Raw genomic sequence first — 18,500 nt, 5'->3', positions numbered from 1 at the left:
TTGATATATATAAAACAATTTTAAAAAATATTTTTATCTAAAACAATAAAATATTATGTTAATTATAACTCTTATAATTTCTTGCAACCTAAAAAGCATTTAGTGACTAAAACATAGTCTCTAAATGCTTTCTCCAGCAACTTCTAAATTTATATCTTTTATTCCAATTATGTCTAATATTTGTTTCGCTCTTTCTCTAGTATTTCCCGTTAATTTAATATATGGTACAGATTCTACATCTAAAAATTGTTTAATAGCTTCATCTACTTTGCTGGCAGTTTCTTCATCTTGCCATCTAACTCCATCTTTAGAATATCCAAATTCTCTTCCTACATAAAATATATAATCGTATTTGGAAATATCTCTAATTGCAAGACCATAAAGATCCTTTAATATCTCTATTTCTTTTACAGTGCGTTTTTTGTCACCTAGCATAAACCTTGCATATATGTATGGAACAAAAGTAGCATAATCAGTAATAACATAATCAAAAATTTCTAACTCTTCTTCTAACTTAGCTTGGCCTAAATATATACCATATTGTTCAGAGATAGTTTCAATCATACCTTTTTCTCTTAAATACTCTGTACTATATTCTGCTGCACATCCTACATCCAATCCTAATATTTTCATATCAACATATAATTGTTGTATAAGTGTAGTCTTCCCACATCTTGGTCCACCCAAAACTGCTATTCTAGTAGTCATTGCCTATGACCTCCAAATATTTTAATTGCATAGTAAATTATAACAATTTACTATGCAATTTTCAACATTTTACTTAAATATGAAATAAAACTTCTTAAATAAACTTAATTATCTTGGTATAAGCCCAATCTTTTTCTGCATTTTTCTTAATGTCTTTGTAGCTACATAATTTGCTTTTTCTGAACCCTTTTTATAAATTTCTTCAAGATAATCTTTGTTCTCTAAAAGTTCTTTAACCTTTTTTTGAACTGGCTCAAGTTCAGAAATTATTGCTTCTCCTACATCCTTTTTAAATTCTGCATATCCTAGTCCTTCATATTTCTTCTCTATTTCTTCCATTGTCATTCCTGTTATAGTACTTAGTATAGTCATTAAATTTTTAACGCCTAATTGGCCATCATTATATTTAACTATTCCTAAACTATCTGTAACAGCTCTAGAAATTTTCTTTCTTATAACCTCAGGTGGATCCATAATTAATATGCATCCATTCGGGTTATCTTCAGATTTGGACATTTTCTTCTCTGGATTTTGTAAATCCATTATTTTAGCTCCAGTTTTACCCACATAAGCCTCAGGTATTACAAAAGTAGGACTGTATAGCCTATTAAACCTTTCAGCTAAATCTCTAGCAAGCTCTAAATGTTGTACTTGATCGACTCCTACAGGTACCACATCTGTTTGATATAAAAGTATATCTGCTGCCATAAGTACTGGATAGTTAAATAATCCAGCACCTATACTTTCTCCACTATTCTTAGATTTATCTTTATATTGAGTCATTCTACTAAGCTCTCCCATATAACTATTACAAGTTAAAAGCCAAGATGCCTCACAATGAGCTGGCACATGTGACTGAATAAATAGTGTATTAGTATCTGGATTTATACCTGCCGCTATATAGATTGCTAAAATTTCTAAGGTTCTTCTTCTAAGCTCTGCTGGACTTTGTGATACAGTAATTGCATGTAAATTAACTACACAAAAATAACATTCATATTCTTCTTGAAGTTTAGTCCAATTCTTAATAGCTCCTAAATAGTTACCTAATGTTAAATCTCCTGAAGGTTTTATTCCACTAAATATAACCTTTTTTTTATCTTCCACAAAACTTCCTCCTTTATCTTTTAAAATTATTCCCTAAATTAAATAAAAAAGCCCTATGGAAAAATTCCATAGGGCGCTATCATACGCGGTGCCACCTAAATTTAAAACTAATTAATTTAGTCTTCTTTATCAGATACATTATAATATCTTACCTCTATAACGGGAGGTTCACGTCAAAGACTACTTTAAGTTCATCTTGAATCTCAAAGACCCATTCAGCTTAAGCATAATTATGATAATTCCACCATCTATCACTCTCTTTAAATCTGTTTTTAAGCTTACTTACTTCTTTTCAACGATTTTATTAATTTTCTTTTATATATAATATGACATTAAGCAGATAATGTCAATAGTTTTTATGATTTCCATAATCCGTGTAAATTACAATATTCTCTTGCGTATAGAACTTTATTAAGAGTTGTGTTAAAAACAGCTTCTGGTTTTTCGTCAACGCTTAAATATTTTCTATAAACTCTATCTTCTGTATGAAGTTCTATCCACTCAATATGATGTTCTGGTGTCATTGGATGCTCTACTGAACCTATTTTAACAACAACTTTTCCATCCACTTCTTCTAATACAGGAACATGTTTTTCATTAGCTGCATCAGTAGTATTTTCTTTTTTAAGAGTCATAGGTTTACCACAGCAAACTAAATTGCCTCCAGCAGCGTGTATAACCTCTATCATATTTCCACAAATATCACATTTATAAACTTGTCTTAATTCTGTCATATTAATTCCTCCTTAATTCAATAAAAATTGTAAGTATATAAAGAAATAACTATTCAAAGATGCCAAGTATATTTTGCGTTATACAAATACACATATTCCAGTAGTATTTAGATTACTATTCATCCTAAATGCATAATATACCACAAAATAAATATGCATACTGATCAGTTATTTTTATATGGCAAAATAATAGTACTTACTATATTACAATTTGTATTAAAGCTATATTTATAATAATCATCATAAATATGGATAAAATTGTAACTAACCTAATTTTACTATCATTACTATCTTATTCTACAAAAAGAAATATTCTCCTTTTAATTCTATAATTTGTCCAAAATATATTTAGTATTATTTTTTATATTGTAGGCAAAATAACTGTAAGAGTCTGAAGCAAAATGACTAGCTAAAGATAAAAGTATTATTTTATATCCAGCTAAAAACTAACTTACATCTATAAATCTATCTATGTGATAGGGTACAACGGAAAATAAATTAGTGTAGTGGCTAGTTGTTTTTTAAAGATGTCTAAACTAAACCATATTTATATAAGGGAGTGATTTTTATGGCAAAGAAGGAAAAAAGCTCTTATGGACCAAATGAACGTGAATTTTTAGAAGCACCATTAAAAGAAGTTAAGGCTTATTCATTAAAAGATTATACAAATCTTCCTGATAACGTAAGAGATAATGTTGTATCAAATAATATCTCCAATCAAGAATTTGATTATACTTATAATAGTGGTTCAGACATACCTGGTTTTAAATCCGAAAAAACTTCAAAAGAAAAATAATTTATTTTAAACGTCTTAACCTAGCTTTTAAAGCTAGGTATTTTTATATGGTGAAAAATTCAAAAAATTGTTATAATCGAAATATAAGAAAATTAAGAAGGTATACCATAAAATTTAAAATATTTAGTTTTAGGAGGAAAGTACATGATAAAATCTATTTATCCAACAATTTTTGTAAAAGATATGGAAATATCTACGAACTTCTATAAAAAACTTTTAAACCTTAAAGAAAAAAGAAATTTTACTCCTCAACCTAATGTACACATAATAATATTAGGTGATGAAAACAACAACCTTATTGAATTTATAAAAAATAATAATATAAACTCTGAAAGCTCATCTAAATCTAATATGTCTGTAATAGTTCACGTTGAAAATATAGATAAAATGTTAGACATTATTAAAAGTGAAAATATTGAAATCTTACAGGGACCTGTAACCACAGATTTAGGCGCTAAAATCATATTTGTAAAAGATATGGATGGAATCACCGTTGAACTTATAGAAGAAGATTTTGACTAAAAAAACGTGGTTAATCACCACGTTTTTAGTTTATAGTTTACATTTAAATGCTAACTTATTATTTTTCAAAAAAGATATATTAATTATAAGTTACTTCTATATTGTATTGCCCTTCATCAAAGTAAGGAATAAAATTATCTTCAATTTTTTTATCATTAAGATAAATACTCTTTTTCTCACCTTTTTTAATCCTAATATTATAAATGGCTTTATTAAACCTATATTGTATTTCATATTGCTGCCAAGGTAAAGAGCTACAAGGACTTATGGTAAACCCTTTCCCATCTTTAAGAGAAAACCCTAAAATTCCCTCAATAGCTACTTTATACATCCATGATGAAGTTCCTGTGTACCAACTCCAACCACCTCTACCTACATGAGGCTCAACAGAATAAACATCTGCCGTCATTACGTAAGGCTCTGTTTTATAAATTTCTGTGGATAAATAATCACTACTATGATTTATAGGATTAATCATGTTAAAGAGTTTTACTGCAATATCACATTTACCCATTTTAGCAAAAGCCAGTATTGCCCAAGTAGCAGCATGAGTATATTGACCTCCATTCTCCCTAACTCCTGGTATATATCCTTTAATATATCCTGGCTCAAGTTTTGATTTGTTAAAAGGAGGAGTTAATAATAGTATCATTCCCTTATCTTCTCTTACTAAATATTTATAAAGATTATTCATAGCTTCTTCTGATCTTTCTTTATCTCCAGCCCCAGAAATAACAGACCAGGATTGACTTAATGAATCTATCCTACATTCTTCATTATAAGATGATCCCAATGGAGTACCATCATCAAAGTAAGCCCTTCTATACCATTGTCCATCCCATCCATTTTCTTCTACAGATTTTTTTATAAACTTTTGTATTTCATCATATTTTTTATAAGATTTATCATCATCTTTAAAGCTACAAATATTTTTAAAGCTGTTTAAGATACTATATAAAAACCATGCAAGCCAAACACTTTCTCCTTTTCCTTTATTCCCTACAGTGCTCATTCCATCATTCCAGTCACCACTACCCATTAATGGTATATTATGTTCTCCAAATTTTAATGATCTTTCTATAGCCCTTAAGCAATGTTTATATAAACTTTCTTTTAACTCCGATCTAGGTGAAATTCTATATCTTTCATCTTCACCTTCTCTAAGTTCTTCATCTTTTAAATAATATATTTCTTCATCTAAAATACTATAATCTCCTGTTTTATCAATATAATCACTAACTACATAAGGAAGCCATAATAAATCATCACTAAACCTAGTTCTAATTCCACTATCTATAATTGGATGCCACCAGTGTTGTACATCTCCTTCTTCAAATTGTCTCGAAGCAGCATAAAGGATTTGATTTTTAGTAATTTTGTGATCTAAATAGCATGTTGCCATAACATCTTGAAGCTGATCTCTAAAACCAAATGCTCCTCCAGATTGATAAAATGCAGTTCTAGCCCATAGTCTACAACATATAGTTTGATACATAAGCCATCCATTTAGCATTATATCAAAGCTTTTATCTGGAGTATTAACCTGAAGTGTATTTAAACGTATATTCCAATAATCTTTTACTTCTTTTAAGGAAGCATTTACATCTTCTATACTTCTATACCTTTCTATGGTTTTCTCTAAAACTTCTCTACTCTCTTCAGCTCCAAAAATAATCACAACTTCTTTTTCTTCATTTTCTTTAAGTTTAATAGTGGTCATTGATGCCAAACAAGGATCTAATCCTCCTCCATAGGTACCTCTTAGCTCCTTACATTTCATAGCTCTAGGATTTGAAGTTTTACCTTCTTCTCCTAAAAACTCAACCTTATCTCCACTAAAAGATATCTGTTCTTCTCCGTTAATAGTTAAATAGCATATAGTATCTTTAAATGGTGTATTATAAGGATTCTTACTAGATATATATGACTTCTCATTATCTATTTCAGTAAAGATTTTTTTGTAGGTATTTTCTCTAACAACACCCATAGTTAATTCTGCATAATATCCTATACGTAATTCTCGTTCATAATTTTCATTGTTCTTAAGTTTTAACTTTATTAGCTTTACATTTTTATCTATAGGTACAAACATTGTAGTTTCGGAGGTTATTCCAAAGTTATAATGAACAAACTTAGAGTAACCAAAGCCATGTTCAATTATATAAGTTTTATTATCTCTTATAGGTTTTGGTGTTGGACTCCAAACTTCCTCTCCATCACTAATATATATACATTCACTGCAATAATCTACAATATAATCATTGTTCCATATGGTTAACTTATTTTCCCTACTATTTTTAAACCAGGTATAAGATGTTCCACTTTCAGACACTAAGAATCCAAAATTAGGATTACTTATTACATTTATCCAAGGTGTAGGAGTATTTTGTTTATCTTTAAGTATAATAGTATAATTTTTCCCATTATCTCCAAAGCCACCATATTGATTAAAATACTCTAGTTGTGGAATTTTAATATCTATCTCTTCCTTATAGTTATATCTTTTCTTATCTTTTTTTGTATCATCCTCTAAAAAGACTATTTTATTTTCCTTTTCCATATAACTTATTTGTGAAGCTAAGGTTCCTTTATCTCCATGAATAACTACAGAAGATATTGCTTTAAACAAGTTTATATCTTCTTCAGGTATAGTTGATGAAAGTAAAAATACTCCACCTTTTTTATTTTCTAGGTACTTCAAGCTACTTGAAGATATTAAATCCCTTATGCTTTTTTGAAGAGGAAGTTTATAACTTATAGGTTCTAGATTTAATATTACTAAATCAAAAAATATATGCTTTCTTCTTAGATAGTTATGAGCATCGATAACTTGCCTTACAATATCTATGTGCTTTTCTTGCTCTACCACTACTAAAACCATAGGTATATCACCAGATATTCCGTATCCCCATAAATCTTTTTGCCCTTTATTGAGCTTTATAATATGTTCTTCTCTTTCTCTATAGCTAGAATTTAAAAATAATATTTTTGATGCTAATTGCTGATATAAATTTCCTTGAGTGGATTTTATATTTAAGTTTTTCATTTCTTTTTGACAATATTCAAAACTTAGACTATATAACTTATTTATTGATTCTACTTCATTATATTTCCTTGAAACTTCTATCAGCTCTTCTTTATCATAACTAAAAGAAGTTAAAAAATGAACTTTGCAACTACTTTTAGGTTTTAATTTAATTCTCTTTCTTAAGCTTATAATAGGGTCTAGCACAGCACCTACAGTATTAGTTAACATTATATTATTTTTTATAGCTTGAGGAGCATTCTTATCGTTACCTCTTCCTATAAATTTTGCTCTTGAAGTTTCATATTCTAAAGCACCTATTACCTCACCTTCCACTACTACATATTGCATCATATAAGGAGTTTCTTCATTTTTATGTCTAGGATTTCTATTAGCTATTATTAATTCATCTTCTCCTATAAATTCTGTTTTTATAAACAAATTTCCAAAGGCAGGATGAACTAAATCTCCATCATATTCTTGAAGTACAACCTCGCAATAGCTCGTAACCTCTAATATTTTCTCTTCTTCACTATTGTTTTTCAATTCTAAAGTTCTGAGCTCTAGGTTTTCATCTTTAGATAACACTATAGAAGTTTTAGTCAACAATTCACTATCATTTCTTATATACTCAATTTTATCTAAATAAAAATTAGCAGTATATTTTTCTCTATGTTCCCTGCAAGGTTCATAAGTTGAAGAAAAATATTCTCCATTATTAATATCTTTCACATAGAAGAACATACCCGTATTATTATTTGTATTTTTTTCTCTATATCTATAAAGTAGCAATTTATCTATCTTTGAATATCCACTACCGCTATTTGTTAGCATTATACTATAATTATTATTAGATAAAAGCCCAACTATAGGATACTTACTAACTGGAGACTCAATTTTTCTAGGTATAATCTTTTGTACATCATGCATGCTTTTTTGAATTGCATATTTCTTTTCTCTATCATAGATTACTCTTTTAGAAATCTTTTCTTGCAGTAATAGCTCTGTAGCTCGAATCATTGCCATTGAATGAAAGTATTTTTGGAGTATATTATTATTTAATATATTATCTATAGCCATTATACTCATACCTAGATGGTGTATCATATAACATTTTACAACTTGCTTATTCACCTCTTTTGAAACCCTATCTGGAGTATAATCTATAGCCTCATAAAAACCATATACTCCTTCTGCTCCCTCTTTAATAAGTTTGCTTATGTTTTTAAAGCCCTTTTCTTCATTTTCCATAAGTGACATTATAGTTGAGTAAGGTGACACAACTAATTCATTTTCAAGACCTCTTTGTAACCCTAATGTTGGCACTCCAAAGGCCTTATATTGATAATTTAAATCCATGTCAAAGTTATAATAAGCACTTTCTGATATACCAAATGGAACTTTTTTATTTTTTCCATATTCTATTTGTGAATTTAAAGAAAACTCATAACTTTCATCTAGTAGAGTATTAGGATAATTTTTCATTATAAGTCTAGGCATATAATATTCAAACATAGTACCACTCCAAGATACTAATCCTTTTCCTACACCATCAGTGGTCATAGATCTTCCAAGTTTAAACCAATGACTTGTTGGTACTTCATTTTTAGCAATAGCTATAAAACTTGCCTGTCTTGCCTCTGAAGCTAAAAGATCATAATGACTCTTTCCTCTACTATTACTTTCTAAATCATAGCCAATGGAAAATAATTCTCTATCCTTATCGAAGAGTATAGAAAAATCCATTTCATAAGCCATATTTAATACTTTTTCTTTTACTTCATCTATAGAATTTATTAATGTATTTATTTTATCTATACTATTTTTTAAAAAAGACTTTCCTTCACTTGATTTTATTTTTTTCATTAATATATTAATCTTATTTTCATACTCTTTTAATGTATTATAGGTAGCAATATTATCTATTTCATTTAGAATATCATCATCATAACACTCTAAATGAGTAATCCAAGGGAATATATTATCTATTTCTTTGATATAACCTTGTAAGTCCTCTATAAGTTTGTTAGTCCAATAAGTTAATTTCAAATCTTGAATTTCTAATATTTCCTTTACCCTTAGCAATAAATTACAACAATTGTGCCTAAAAGAAATTAAATCATTAGTATTGTTATCAAATTCATCTTGAAGCATTAAATATATATATTGTTTAGATGGAAGACTTTCAATTTCTTCTGCTGCTAAACTAATTGTATCTTGAATTCCTTTAGTGATAGAAGTAATAAAAGGCTTTTCCTCATAGACATTTAAAGCTTCGTAGGTAGTAAACAAATAACTTGCTAAATTTCCACTATCTACTGTGGAAATATATCTTGGATATAATGGCTCTTTAGTCTCACTATTATACCAATTTAGAAAATGCCCTCTATGTTTTTCTAATTCTTCCATACTATTTATAGAATTCTCTATTCTTTCTACAGCTTTTGCAATGCTGATATAACCTAAATCTACAGCAGTTATATTGGAAATAATACTCATTCCCATATTAGTAGGAGAAGTTCTTAAAGCTGCACCTTTATATGGCTCTTCTTGGTAGTTATCTACTCCTAAATAATTACACTCTTCAGTTATAAAATCTTCAAAATATGCCCAAGTTTTTCTGGCTATCCTTCTTATTGTGACCTCTTCATTTTCTTCCATGGTATATATCTCTTTTTCATTCTCAATACTAATTAACCATGCTATCATAGGACTTAAAAACCATAAAATACAACTTGGTAATAAAGACAATCCTACATTTATGTTGTTATAAAAAGCTGCAGCCAGTATAACTAAAGAAATTGCACTACCATACCACATAGAGTATATATATGCTTTTAAACTTTTTCCTGAAGTTCTCTCTACATCTGCCGCTGTTTGCCATTGTAATAGATTTTTCTTAGATATAGCCATTCTATAAATAGTTCTAATTATAGCATCTAACATTAAATATCCTTGATAAGGTAAAAACACATATATAAAAAATACTTGTTTAAATACCATTTTTCCATCTTGTATTCTTCCACTTAAGCTAATACCTTTTAGTGGTGATACAACATATTCAGTAACATCAAATAGTATAGGAGTAATGAGAGAGATAAATGCAACCATATACCATTTATCAGTTCCATCAGGCAATAGTTTTATTAAAGTAAAAAATAGTAGTATTATCATAGAAGGCGAAATTAGACTTCTCCTAAGGTTATCAAAGATTTTCCATTTAGATAATCTATTTATTGGACTTTTCTTGAATAGCCAAGGAATAAGCTGCCAATCTCCTCTAACCCATCTATGAAGTCTTTTTGAGCTCGAATTATAATAAGCGGGATAATCATCTATTAATTCCACATCTGTTATGAGACCAGCTCTAACATAGGAACCTTCCAATAAATCGTGACTTAATACTCTATTTTCAGGTATTTCATTTTTTAACATATATTCAAATACATCCAAATCATAAATACCTTTACCAGTAAAAATACCTTCTCCAAAAAGATCTTGGTATACATCTGATACTGCCATAGTATAGATATCTATCCCTGTTTCTCCAGAAAATATATTGGAAAAATAAGTCTTATTCGAACTTAAAAGACTTATACTAATTCTAGGCTGCATTAACCCATAACCTCTTAATACAGTCTTCTTTTCTTTAGCTACATAGGCAACATTAAGAGGATGTGCCATTGCACCTATAAGTTTTTTAGCTGCTTCTCTAGGAAGCACTGTATCAGCATCTAAAGTTATTACATATTTTATCTTTCCTAACTCCTCAATGCTACTACTAAAAATATTATAAGTTGTATTTTCTTCCCCTCTTAACAAAGCATTAAACTCTGCTAATTTCCCTCTTTTTCTTTCATAACCTATATAAAGATTTTCTCCCTCATTATATACTCTATGTCTACATAAAAAGAAAAACCTATCATCTTTATTTTTACAGTACTTTTCATTTAACTCTCTTATATAATTAATGGTATCTTCACTAATTTTTTTGTCATCTTCTAATACTTCTCTATCACTATCTCTGAAATCTCCTAATAATACGAAAAACAGATTTTCATCTTTATTAGCTAGATAATACACTTCTAAATTATCCACTAATTCTTTAGCTCTTTTACTATCATTTATAATAGTTGGTACTACTACTGCAGTCTTACACTCATCTGGTATATTGTTAAATTCAATTCTAGGCATTATGGTTGGAATGCATAAGTGAGTAATACTCCAATTCAATATAGAAATTACAACATCACTAAGAGGTATTGCTGTTATCAATACCGCTAATATATATTTCCATAGCCTAAAATTGTAATCATTTATATAGCTCCAATATACAAAGGTTGTAGATAAAATAATAGTTAATAAAATAATAGTTGTTACATAAAATGTAACTGCTTTCCCTTTTATATAGTTTTTCAATCTTTCAAAACCTTTATAATTAATGTTTAACTTTTTATTTAATTTTTTCTTCCATCATCAAATAAATAGTACCCAATATGATTTTTATAAGGTTTCTCTGTGTTTTCATTTGAACATTCTAAAGCCTTTTTTGCAATATAAGATTCTGGAATATTACTCTGCTTTGATATTTTTTCTACTACATGCCTGTAATAATCCTTAGATTGAAAATCCATATTATTGTAAACTTCTAATTTATCTTCTTTTAATATTTGCTCAACTATAGATATTTCTTCAAAAAGTCTTTTATAATTTAAACTTTCCACATCTCTTAAAGACGTAATACTATTACCTAATATAGTTTCAAATTTACTTTCTCTCTTATAAGAAGTAGCTATTACTGTGTCTATATTAATTTCTTTAAGTTCTAATTTATCCTCTATTACTTTATTTATTTTATTATTTTCAATTCCATTATCTCTTAAAAGTTTTAATAAATGATCTGCAAAAGTAGTAGTTATTTTTTGCTTTTTTAGTGTTTCGTAAAAATTATCTTTTAAAGTTCCATCTAATTGACTGTTAATTATATCTTGTGCCAAAATTTCTGCTCTCTTTTTTTCTCCCACTGTAAAAGAAATTTCTTCACAAGTTTTTCCTATATTTTGGATTAAAGCAGCTCTAATCATAATTGGTAATGCCCATAGTTCACCCATGGTCAATATAGTTTCTTTTTGATAACTGTTAATGAACTCTTTAATTATATTTTCATTTAAGTTTCCTTCACTATTACTTACAAGTTCTACCGCAATTTGATAAACTCTAGGATATCCCTTAAATATACCTCTTTTAGCTACAGGTAAATGTTTGTAATATTTATGTGGCATATTAAGTTTTATATCATGATATTCTTTCTCTAGAATATACATATTATCTAATATCCATTCTCCACCTTGTATAATATCGCAATTTTTTTTATACTCCTCATTTATTTCATCATGACAAGCAATGATCTTTTTATAGCACTTCTGAATATTATAAATTAGAGATTTTTTACAGCTCTTATTAGTTATATCACTGTATTTTTGTGAAAGTTCCATAGCTAAGCTATTTAAATCCTCTTTATTATTTTCACCTATCTTAATATAATCCAATAAATCATCACTACATTTTCTTAATGTAGCAACTTTCAATGCTACTAAGAAAACTATCGATAATATAACTATGTACTCCATAAAAATCCTCACTTTCAATATATATTGTCACCTGTATATTATTTCCTAGGTAATCATAATTTATTACTGTATATTAAGTTTTCTGGAATAAAGTTTGTTAAAAATTAGTTTTTAAAAAATTCTTTTTTATGAATTAAAAAATTAAGAGCTAAAGATGAAAAATTATGGTTAAGACTGCATCGCCAAGGACTTTGAAGTTTTTTAAATAAATTTTATTTTAAGAAATTCACCTTTAGTAAATTTTTTCATAAATTCTTCATTCTTAATTATTAATCCTTAACTTCTAATAATTTAAGCTATTTTTATAGAAAATTTATTTTCTAGAGTATATTTTAAGTTTTCACATTGTATCCCTATAGTGTACAATGTAATTAATGTTGAATTAGAAGATTGAATTATAATATAGTTCTTTATTGTAGGGAGGATTTAATTTGAAAAACTTAATTATTATAATACTGATTGCTGCAGGAATTTTACAGCTTTTACTGGCCTTATTCATGCCTTGGAAAAAGATCCTTGCAATGTATGAAGAAAATGGGAAAGTTATATCAAATAAAAAAAGGTTCATATTCTGCCAAAGATTTTTATATTTACTCATTGGTGGATATATGGTTTTAGTTGCTTTTCTTATAAATAAAAACATAATAAAATCAACAGGTGAAATATTAATTATGGGGGTATCCCTAATGATATTAACCTTTTTACCAACACTTAACAAATATAAATACTTTAAATAAAAGTTACATTTTAAAATAACACTAAATTTTAGCAGAAATAATAGGATTATATCAAAGGGTATAGTCCTATTATTTCTGTTTAAATAAAGGTATAGTTATATATTAATTTTAAGGTAGTTTAACTATAGATATGTTTTGCTTTACTTCATTAAAATTAATGAGTTATAATAATTAAAAATAAAAAGTTTAGGAGTGGGATTATTTGTAATTTAGTTAAACTCTCAAGAAAAGATTTAAAAAAGGCCTCAAAGATTTTTGCAAGGGAATTCTTAGATGATCCTCTATATGAACACATACTTCCTCATACTTCTAATAGGCTAGATGCATTGAACATATTCTTTGAGAATTATATTGAATTGCTTTACGATTATAGTAGTTTATATAGCACCTCTGAAGATATGGAAGCCATTGCTCTTATATTTCATTCAGAAAAATTCACCTCATCATTTCAATATATCTCTAAAGTTTTTATAGCTACATTAAAATCTTTTAAGATATGTAAATATGTAACTGTAAAAACATTTATAAAAGGATTTTTTACTCTACAAAAAATGAGTTCTGCTTGGATAAAAGATATAATAAAAAATGAATATATTCATCTAGATCTTATTGTTGTTCAAAAAAATTTTAGAGGTAAAAAATATATGAGCACGATTATGAATGAGATTTTAAAAGAAGCTGATGAAAGAAAAGTCTGTTGTACTTTAGAAACTCAAAATGTAAAAAATGTAAATTTATATACTCATTTTGGCTTTAAACTTGTAAAGAATATAAACTTGACCAATAGTGATGTAATTCAATATTGCATGATATATAAAAAGTCGTGATAAATCACGACTTTGCGAATAATGCTTATATAAATTTTCTTAATTCTTCCTTCATTTTTTCATTAACAAAGGCTGCATTAACACTATTATAATAAAGTTCTTTATAATTTTCATAGTTTAAACTAAATTCTTTAAATATAGCATCATATTCATTGTTTAAGGTTGTATCTGACACAGTTCTATTATCAGTATTAACTGTCACTTTTATTCCATCAGTGTAAAAATTAAAGATAGGATGATCTCCGTAAGAATTTACCGCCTTAGTTTGAATATTACTGGTTGGACACATTTCAAGTGTGATTCCATTATTCTTTACAATATCATAAGCTTCAGAACAATCTTTTATAAAAACTCCATGACCTATTCTTTCAGCTTTAAGCATTTTTGCGGCATCTAACACATTTTTTCCAATTCCTGTTTCACCAGCATGAATAGTAACTCTATATCCATATTCTCTTGCTAATGCAATAGGCTCTATGTATCTTTTAGAAAATTCTGCTTCTTCATTACCACATAAATCTATAGCTACTACACCTTTTTCTAGGAACTTTCTTCCCGCTTCAACCACATCATAAACAGTATTTACAGGAGCATTCCTTAGACAAGATAGTATTAAATTACCTTTGATATCATAATCATTTTCTCCATCTTTAATTCCTTCCAGTACACTTGATATTATTTCTTCAATAGTTAATCCTTTTTTAGTATGAAGTAGTGGTGCAAATCTAATTTCAATATATTTTGTATTTTCTTTCGATGCATCTTCCATAAGTTCATAAGCAACTCTTCTTAAACTTTCCTTAGACTGCATAATATCTATAGGTAATGCAAACCTTTCTAAGTATTCAGAAAGTGAGGTACATTCTAAAGGTGCAATCATCATATTTCTAATAATATTAATGTCTGAACTAGGAATATTTATATTCTCTTTCTGTGCTATATCAACAATTGTTTCAGGTCTAACACTACCATCTAAGTGGCAATGTAGTTCGATTTTAGGTAACTTTATCAATTCCATATTACTCCCCTTTTCTATAATAAATGTTAAAGAATAAAAAATCCTGATTACGAAGAAAATACCCATAAGGTATCTTCTTCGTAATCAGGAATTTTGGATTCCTGGTAGAGACCCCCAAACCATATTATTGGGGTTATACGAAGATATTATAAATATTTTATATTATTAAAGCATATTATAAAATATTTATATAAAATTTATATTATTATATCATAATAAAAGTTATAGTCAAGAGTTATACAATTGAGAATTGACGATTGACAATGGACAATTAAGGATACTTTTCCTTGCAGAAGAAGTTTTGAATGATTTTTTTGAAGTGACAAAGACACTTATGCAATTTATAATTCTTTAATTTAAAAATAGACCAGTATACTGGTCTATTTTATTAATTGAAAATTATAGATTGTAAAATTCTATAAAAGATTTCATTACATAAGTATGGTCTTCTACTCCAGCTAGTTCTCTTATTGAGTGCATAGCTAAAGTAGGATTTCCTATATCTACTGAGCGAATGTTAATGTGTGTTGAGTTTATAGGTCCTATAGTACTACCACCTCTTAAGTCTGAACGATTGACAAACTTTTGTACAGGTACTGCCGCACTTTTACAAATCTCCTCATAAACTGCATCAGAATCACTATCAGTAGTATATGCTTGATTTGCATTTATTTTTATAACTGGACCTTTATTCATAAGTGGTCTGTTTGTTGGATCATGTTTATCTGGTGCAGCAGGATGAACGGCATGAGCATTGTCTGCAGAAATTATGAAAGATTTAGCTAATGCTCTAAAGAATTCTTCTCTACCTTTCCCTTGAGATAGTACTATTCTTTCTAATATATTAGATAGCATGTCAGAATCCGCACCTTGTTTAGTTGAACTTCCCACTTCTTCATTATCATAACAAACCATAACATTAGTTCCTTTAGTAATATCAGCTTTTATTAATGCCTCAATTCCTGCATGAACCATTTGAAGGTCATCTAATCTTCCACTAGATATAAATTCATTATTTAGTCCTATTATGCTTCCTTTTTCATATTCATAAAGATATAAGTCAAAGTCAATAATCTCTTCCTTAGATACTTTTAATTCCTCAGCCAATGCATTTAATAAATAATTGCCATTTTCTAAACTTTCATTTACTAATGATAAAACTGGCAATGTATCCTTTTGAGCATTTATATCAAAACCTTTATTTACCTCTCTATTCATATGTATAGCTATATTAGGTATAATTAATAATGGTTTATTTATATTGATAAGTGTTGTTTTTGGATAAAGTATACTTTCACCTTTTAAAACCACTCTTCCTGCTATAGCTAAAGGTCTATCAAACCAAGTACTTAATATAGGGCCACCATAAACTTCTGTATTTAGTCTTACATAAGAGTTTTCTACGGTCATTTCAGCATTTGGTTTTACTCTAAATCCTGGTGAATCTGTATGAGCACCTACTAGTTTAAATCCCTGTTCTTCTATTTCTCCATTACCTACAACAAAAGCAACTAATGCTGAATTATTTTTAGTTGTATAGTATTTTCCACCTTTTTCTAGATTCCATTTATCTTCTTCTTTAACTTCTCTAAATCCAGCTTTATTTAATCTTTCCTTAATTGATTTAACTGCATGAAAAGCAGTTGGACTTTCATATAAAAAATCAATAAGGTCTCTTGCAAACTCTAATTGTTGTGACATTTTATACACCTCCGAAAATATCTATTACCTTTAGTATAACAAATTTCTCCATAATATTTCTATGAATTTTTGAAATAATAAGATATAGCATAAATTATTGAAAGTACTCTTTAAATTATAATCTATATAGAAAACCCTTTAAACAAATTTTAAATTCAATTTTATCTTTTACAGTTAATTGTATTGTTAAAACATATTTATTATATTATGGTATAATTTAGTCATAATAAATATGCTTCATTGAGGTGATTAGATGATTTCTAAATTAATTGTAAGAAAATTCATAAAGGATTATGATAATGTAAAAAACAAAGATGTAAGGGAAAAATATGGATATCTAGGTGGAATTATAGGTATATTGATAAATCTATTATTATTCGGAATAAAAGTTACAATAGGTATTTTTAGTAATAGTATTGCTGTAATAGCTGATGCCTTTAACAATCTATCAGATGTTGGTTCATCAGTAATAACTATTTTTGGATTTAAGCTTGCTAGTAAACCTGCAGATAGAGAGCATCCTTTTGGACATGGACGTATTGAATATATTTCTGGGCTTATTGTAGCATTTATTGTAATGATTGTAGGATTTCAATTTATTTTAAGTTCAATAGAAAGAATTAAAAACCCAACACCAGTAAATTTTTCTCTAATACCATTCTTATTAATTTTAGTATCTATTTTATTTAAAATATGGCTTAGTAGCTTTTATAGATATGTTGGAAAAACTATCAATTCTTCTGCACTTAAAGCTTCATCTGTAGATGCTTTAAGTGATGTTATATCTTCAAGCACTGTAGCATTATCTTTCGTACTCTCTAATTTTTTTTCATTTCCACTAGATGGATACATGGGAATTGTAGTATCATTGATAATCCTTTATGCAGGTTATAATTTAGTAAAAGATACTCTAAATCCATTATTAGGTATGGCACCAGATAAAGAATTAGTAGAAAGTATTCAAAAATCAGTATTAAGTTATGACAATATATGTGGTGTACATGATTTAATGATTCATAATTACGGACCTGGAAGAATAATAGCTTCAATACATGCTGAAGTACCTTGTAATATTTCTATAGTAAAAATTCATGAAATTATAGATAAAGCAGAAAAAGAAGTTTCTAAAGAACTTGATATTTATTTAGTTATTCACATGGATCCTATTAATACAAATAGTGAAGATGTTTTAAATGATAAAAATATACTAAATGAAGTTTTAGAAGAATTTCCTATAATAAAATCTATACATGACTTTAGAGTTGTAGGAGAAGGTGAGATTAAAAACTTAATTTTTGATGCAGTTATAGATGTAAGCCATCATCTATCAAAAGATGAAGAGCATAAGCTGATTAAAGATATAGATAATTCAATTAAAAAAATTCACTCCAAATATAATGTTATTATAACTATAGATAAAGATTATCTTGGAGTGGAATAAGAAAAGACTATAGTACTTCATTAAAATTTATATTAATTACAAACCCCATGTACAAAATTTGTACATGGGATTATTTTATAAATTAAATATATATCTTTTTATAATCTTACTAATCTATATTAATTTCTCAAATTTCAATTTTATATTACATCATAATAAATTTTTAAAATAATATTTTTATCTTTAACAAAGAATATATATTATTATATAAAATTTAATATCTTATATAAGTTGCAATAAAGTTAAGGTTTAAT

Annotated in this window: 10 protein-coding genes, 1 pseudogene, 1 riboswitch and 1 other annotated feature; of the genes and pseudogenes, 5 read left to right on the top strand and 6 right to left on the bottom strand. The window is 27.6% G+C overall.

Annotated elements, in window-relative coordinates; translation table 11 throughout:
* Positions 1 to 120 precede the first annotated feature (120 nt).
* The 3 genes from ACY1IQ_RS09335 to ACY1IQ_RS09325 all read right to left on the bottom strand — a co-directional run bounded on the left by ACY1IQ_RS09335 (position 121) and on the right by ACY1IQ_RS09325 (position 2,549).
* The gene (locus ACY1IQ_RS09335; RefSeq protein ID WP_461613686.1) at positions 121 to 708 is read right to left on the bottom strand and encodes an AAA family ATPase; all 588 of its coding nucleotides are present in this window, start codon (positions 706 to 708) and stop codon (positions 121 to 123) included.
* Between the two features lie 108 nt (positions 709 to 816).
* Positions 817 to 1,815: a tryptophan--tRNA ligase gene (trpS, locus tag ACY1IQ_RS09330; protein ID WP_461613685.1), complete on the bottom strand. Its 999-nt coding sequence runs from the start codon at positions 1,813 to 1,815 to the stop codon at positions 817 to 819.
* Between the two features lie 66 nt (positions 1,816 to 1,881).
* Positions 1,882 to 2,120 (bottom strand) — a binding site (T-box leader).
* A gap of 51 nt (positions 2,121 to 2,171) precedes the next feature.
* Positions 2,172 to 2,549 (bottom strand): desulfoferrodoxin, encoded by a 378-nt coding sequence (locus ACY1IQ_RS09325; RefSeq protein WP_461613684.1) that lies wholly within the window; start codon positions 2,547 to 2,549, stop codon positions 2,172 to 2,174.
* Between the two features lie 568 nt (positions 2,550 to 3,117).
* Here ACY1IQ_RS09325 and ACY1IQ_RS09320 point away from each other — a divergent pair.
* Both ACY1IQ_RS09320 and ACY1IQ_RS09315 read left to right on the top strand, forming a co-directional pair.
* The gene (locus tag ACY1IQ_RS09320) at positions 3,118 to 3,345 is read left to right on the top strand and encodes a hypothetical protein (protein ID WP_461613683.1); all 228 of its coding nucleotides are present in this window, start codon (positions 3,118 to 3,120) and stop codon (positions 3,343 to 3,345) included.
* Between the two features lie 144 nt (positions 3,346 to 3,489).
* A complete protein-coding gene (locus tag ACY1IQ_RS09315) occupies positions 3,490 to 3,867 on the top strand; it encodes a VOC family protein (protein WP_461613682.1) in 378 nt (125 codons plus the stop codon).
* Between the two features lie 79 nt (positions 3,868 to 3,946).
* On the opposite strand, the pseudogene ACY1IQ_RS09310 reads toward ACY1IQ_RS09315, so the two are convergent.
* Positions 3,947 to 12,534: pseudogene (locus ACY1IQ_RS09310) on the bottom strand (GH36-type glycosyl hydrolase domain-containing protein).
* Positions 12,535 to 12,953: 419 nt separating this feature from the next.
* On the opposite strand from ACY1IQ_RS09310, the gene ACY1IQ_RS09305 reads away from it, so the two are divergent.
* Together ACY1IQ_RS09305 and ACY1IQ_RS09300 are read left to right on the top strand one after the other, a co-directional pair.
* Positions 12,954 to 13,259 (top strand): hypothetical protein, encoded by a 306-nt coding sequence (locus ACY1IQ_RS09305; RefSeq protein WP_461613681.1) that lies wholly within the window; start codon positions 12,954 to 12,956, stop codon positions 13,257 to 13,259.
* A 326-nt stretch (positions 13,260 to 13,585) separates the two neighbouring features.
* The gene (locus ACY1IQ_RS09300; protein WP_461613680.1) at positions 13,586 to 14,086 is read left to right on the top strand and encodes a GNAT family N-acetyltransferase; all 501 of its coding nucleotides are present in this window, start codon (positions 13,586 to 13,588) and stop codon (positions 14,084 to 14,086) included.
* Between the two features lie 25 nt (positions 14,087 to 14,111).
* On the opposite strand, the gene add is transcribed toward ACY1IQ_RS09300, so the two are convergent.
* Positions 14,112 to 15,104, bottom strand: coding sequence for an adenosine deaminase (gene add / locus ACY1IQ_RS09295; protein WP_461613679.1), 993 nt, complete (start codon positions 15,102 to 15,104; stop codon positions 14,112 to 14,114).
* Between the two features lie 61 nt (positions 15,105 to 15,165).
* Positions 15,166 to 15,265, bottom strand: a riboswitch (purine riboswitch).
* Between the two features lie 238 nt (positions 15,266 to 15,503).
* Positions 15,504 to 16,805 (bottom strand): M18 family aminopeptidase, encoded by a 1,302-nt coding sequence (locus ACY1IQ_RS09290; protein WP_461613678.1) that lies wholly within the window; start codon positions 16,803 to 16,805, stop codon positions 15,504 to 15,506.
* 253 nt (positions 16,806 to 17,058) lie between these two features.
* On the opposite strand from ACY1IQ_RS09290, the gene ACY1IQ_RS09285 reads away from it, so the two are divergent.
* A complete protein-coding gene (locus ACY1IQ_RS09285; protein WP_461613677.1) occupies positions 17,059 to 18,246 on the top strand; it encodes a cation diffusion facilitator family transporter in 1,188 nt (395 codons plus the stop codon).
* Positions 18,247 to 18,500 lie beyond the last annotated feature (254 nt).

The sequence above is a fragment of the Clostridium sp. Marseille-QA1073 genome (assembly GCF_054863625.1).
This window is presented reverse-complemented; position numbering and strand designations above follow the sequence as displayed.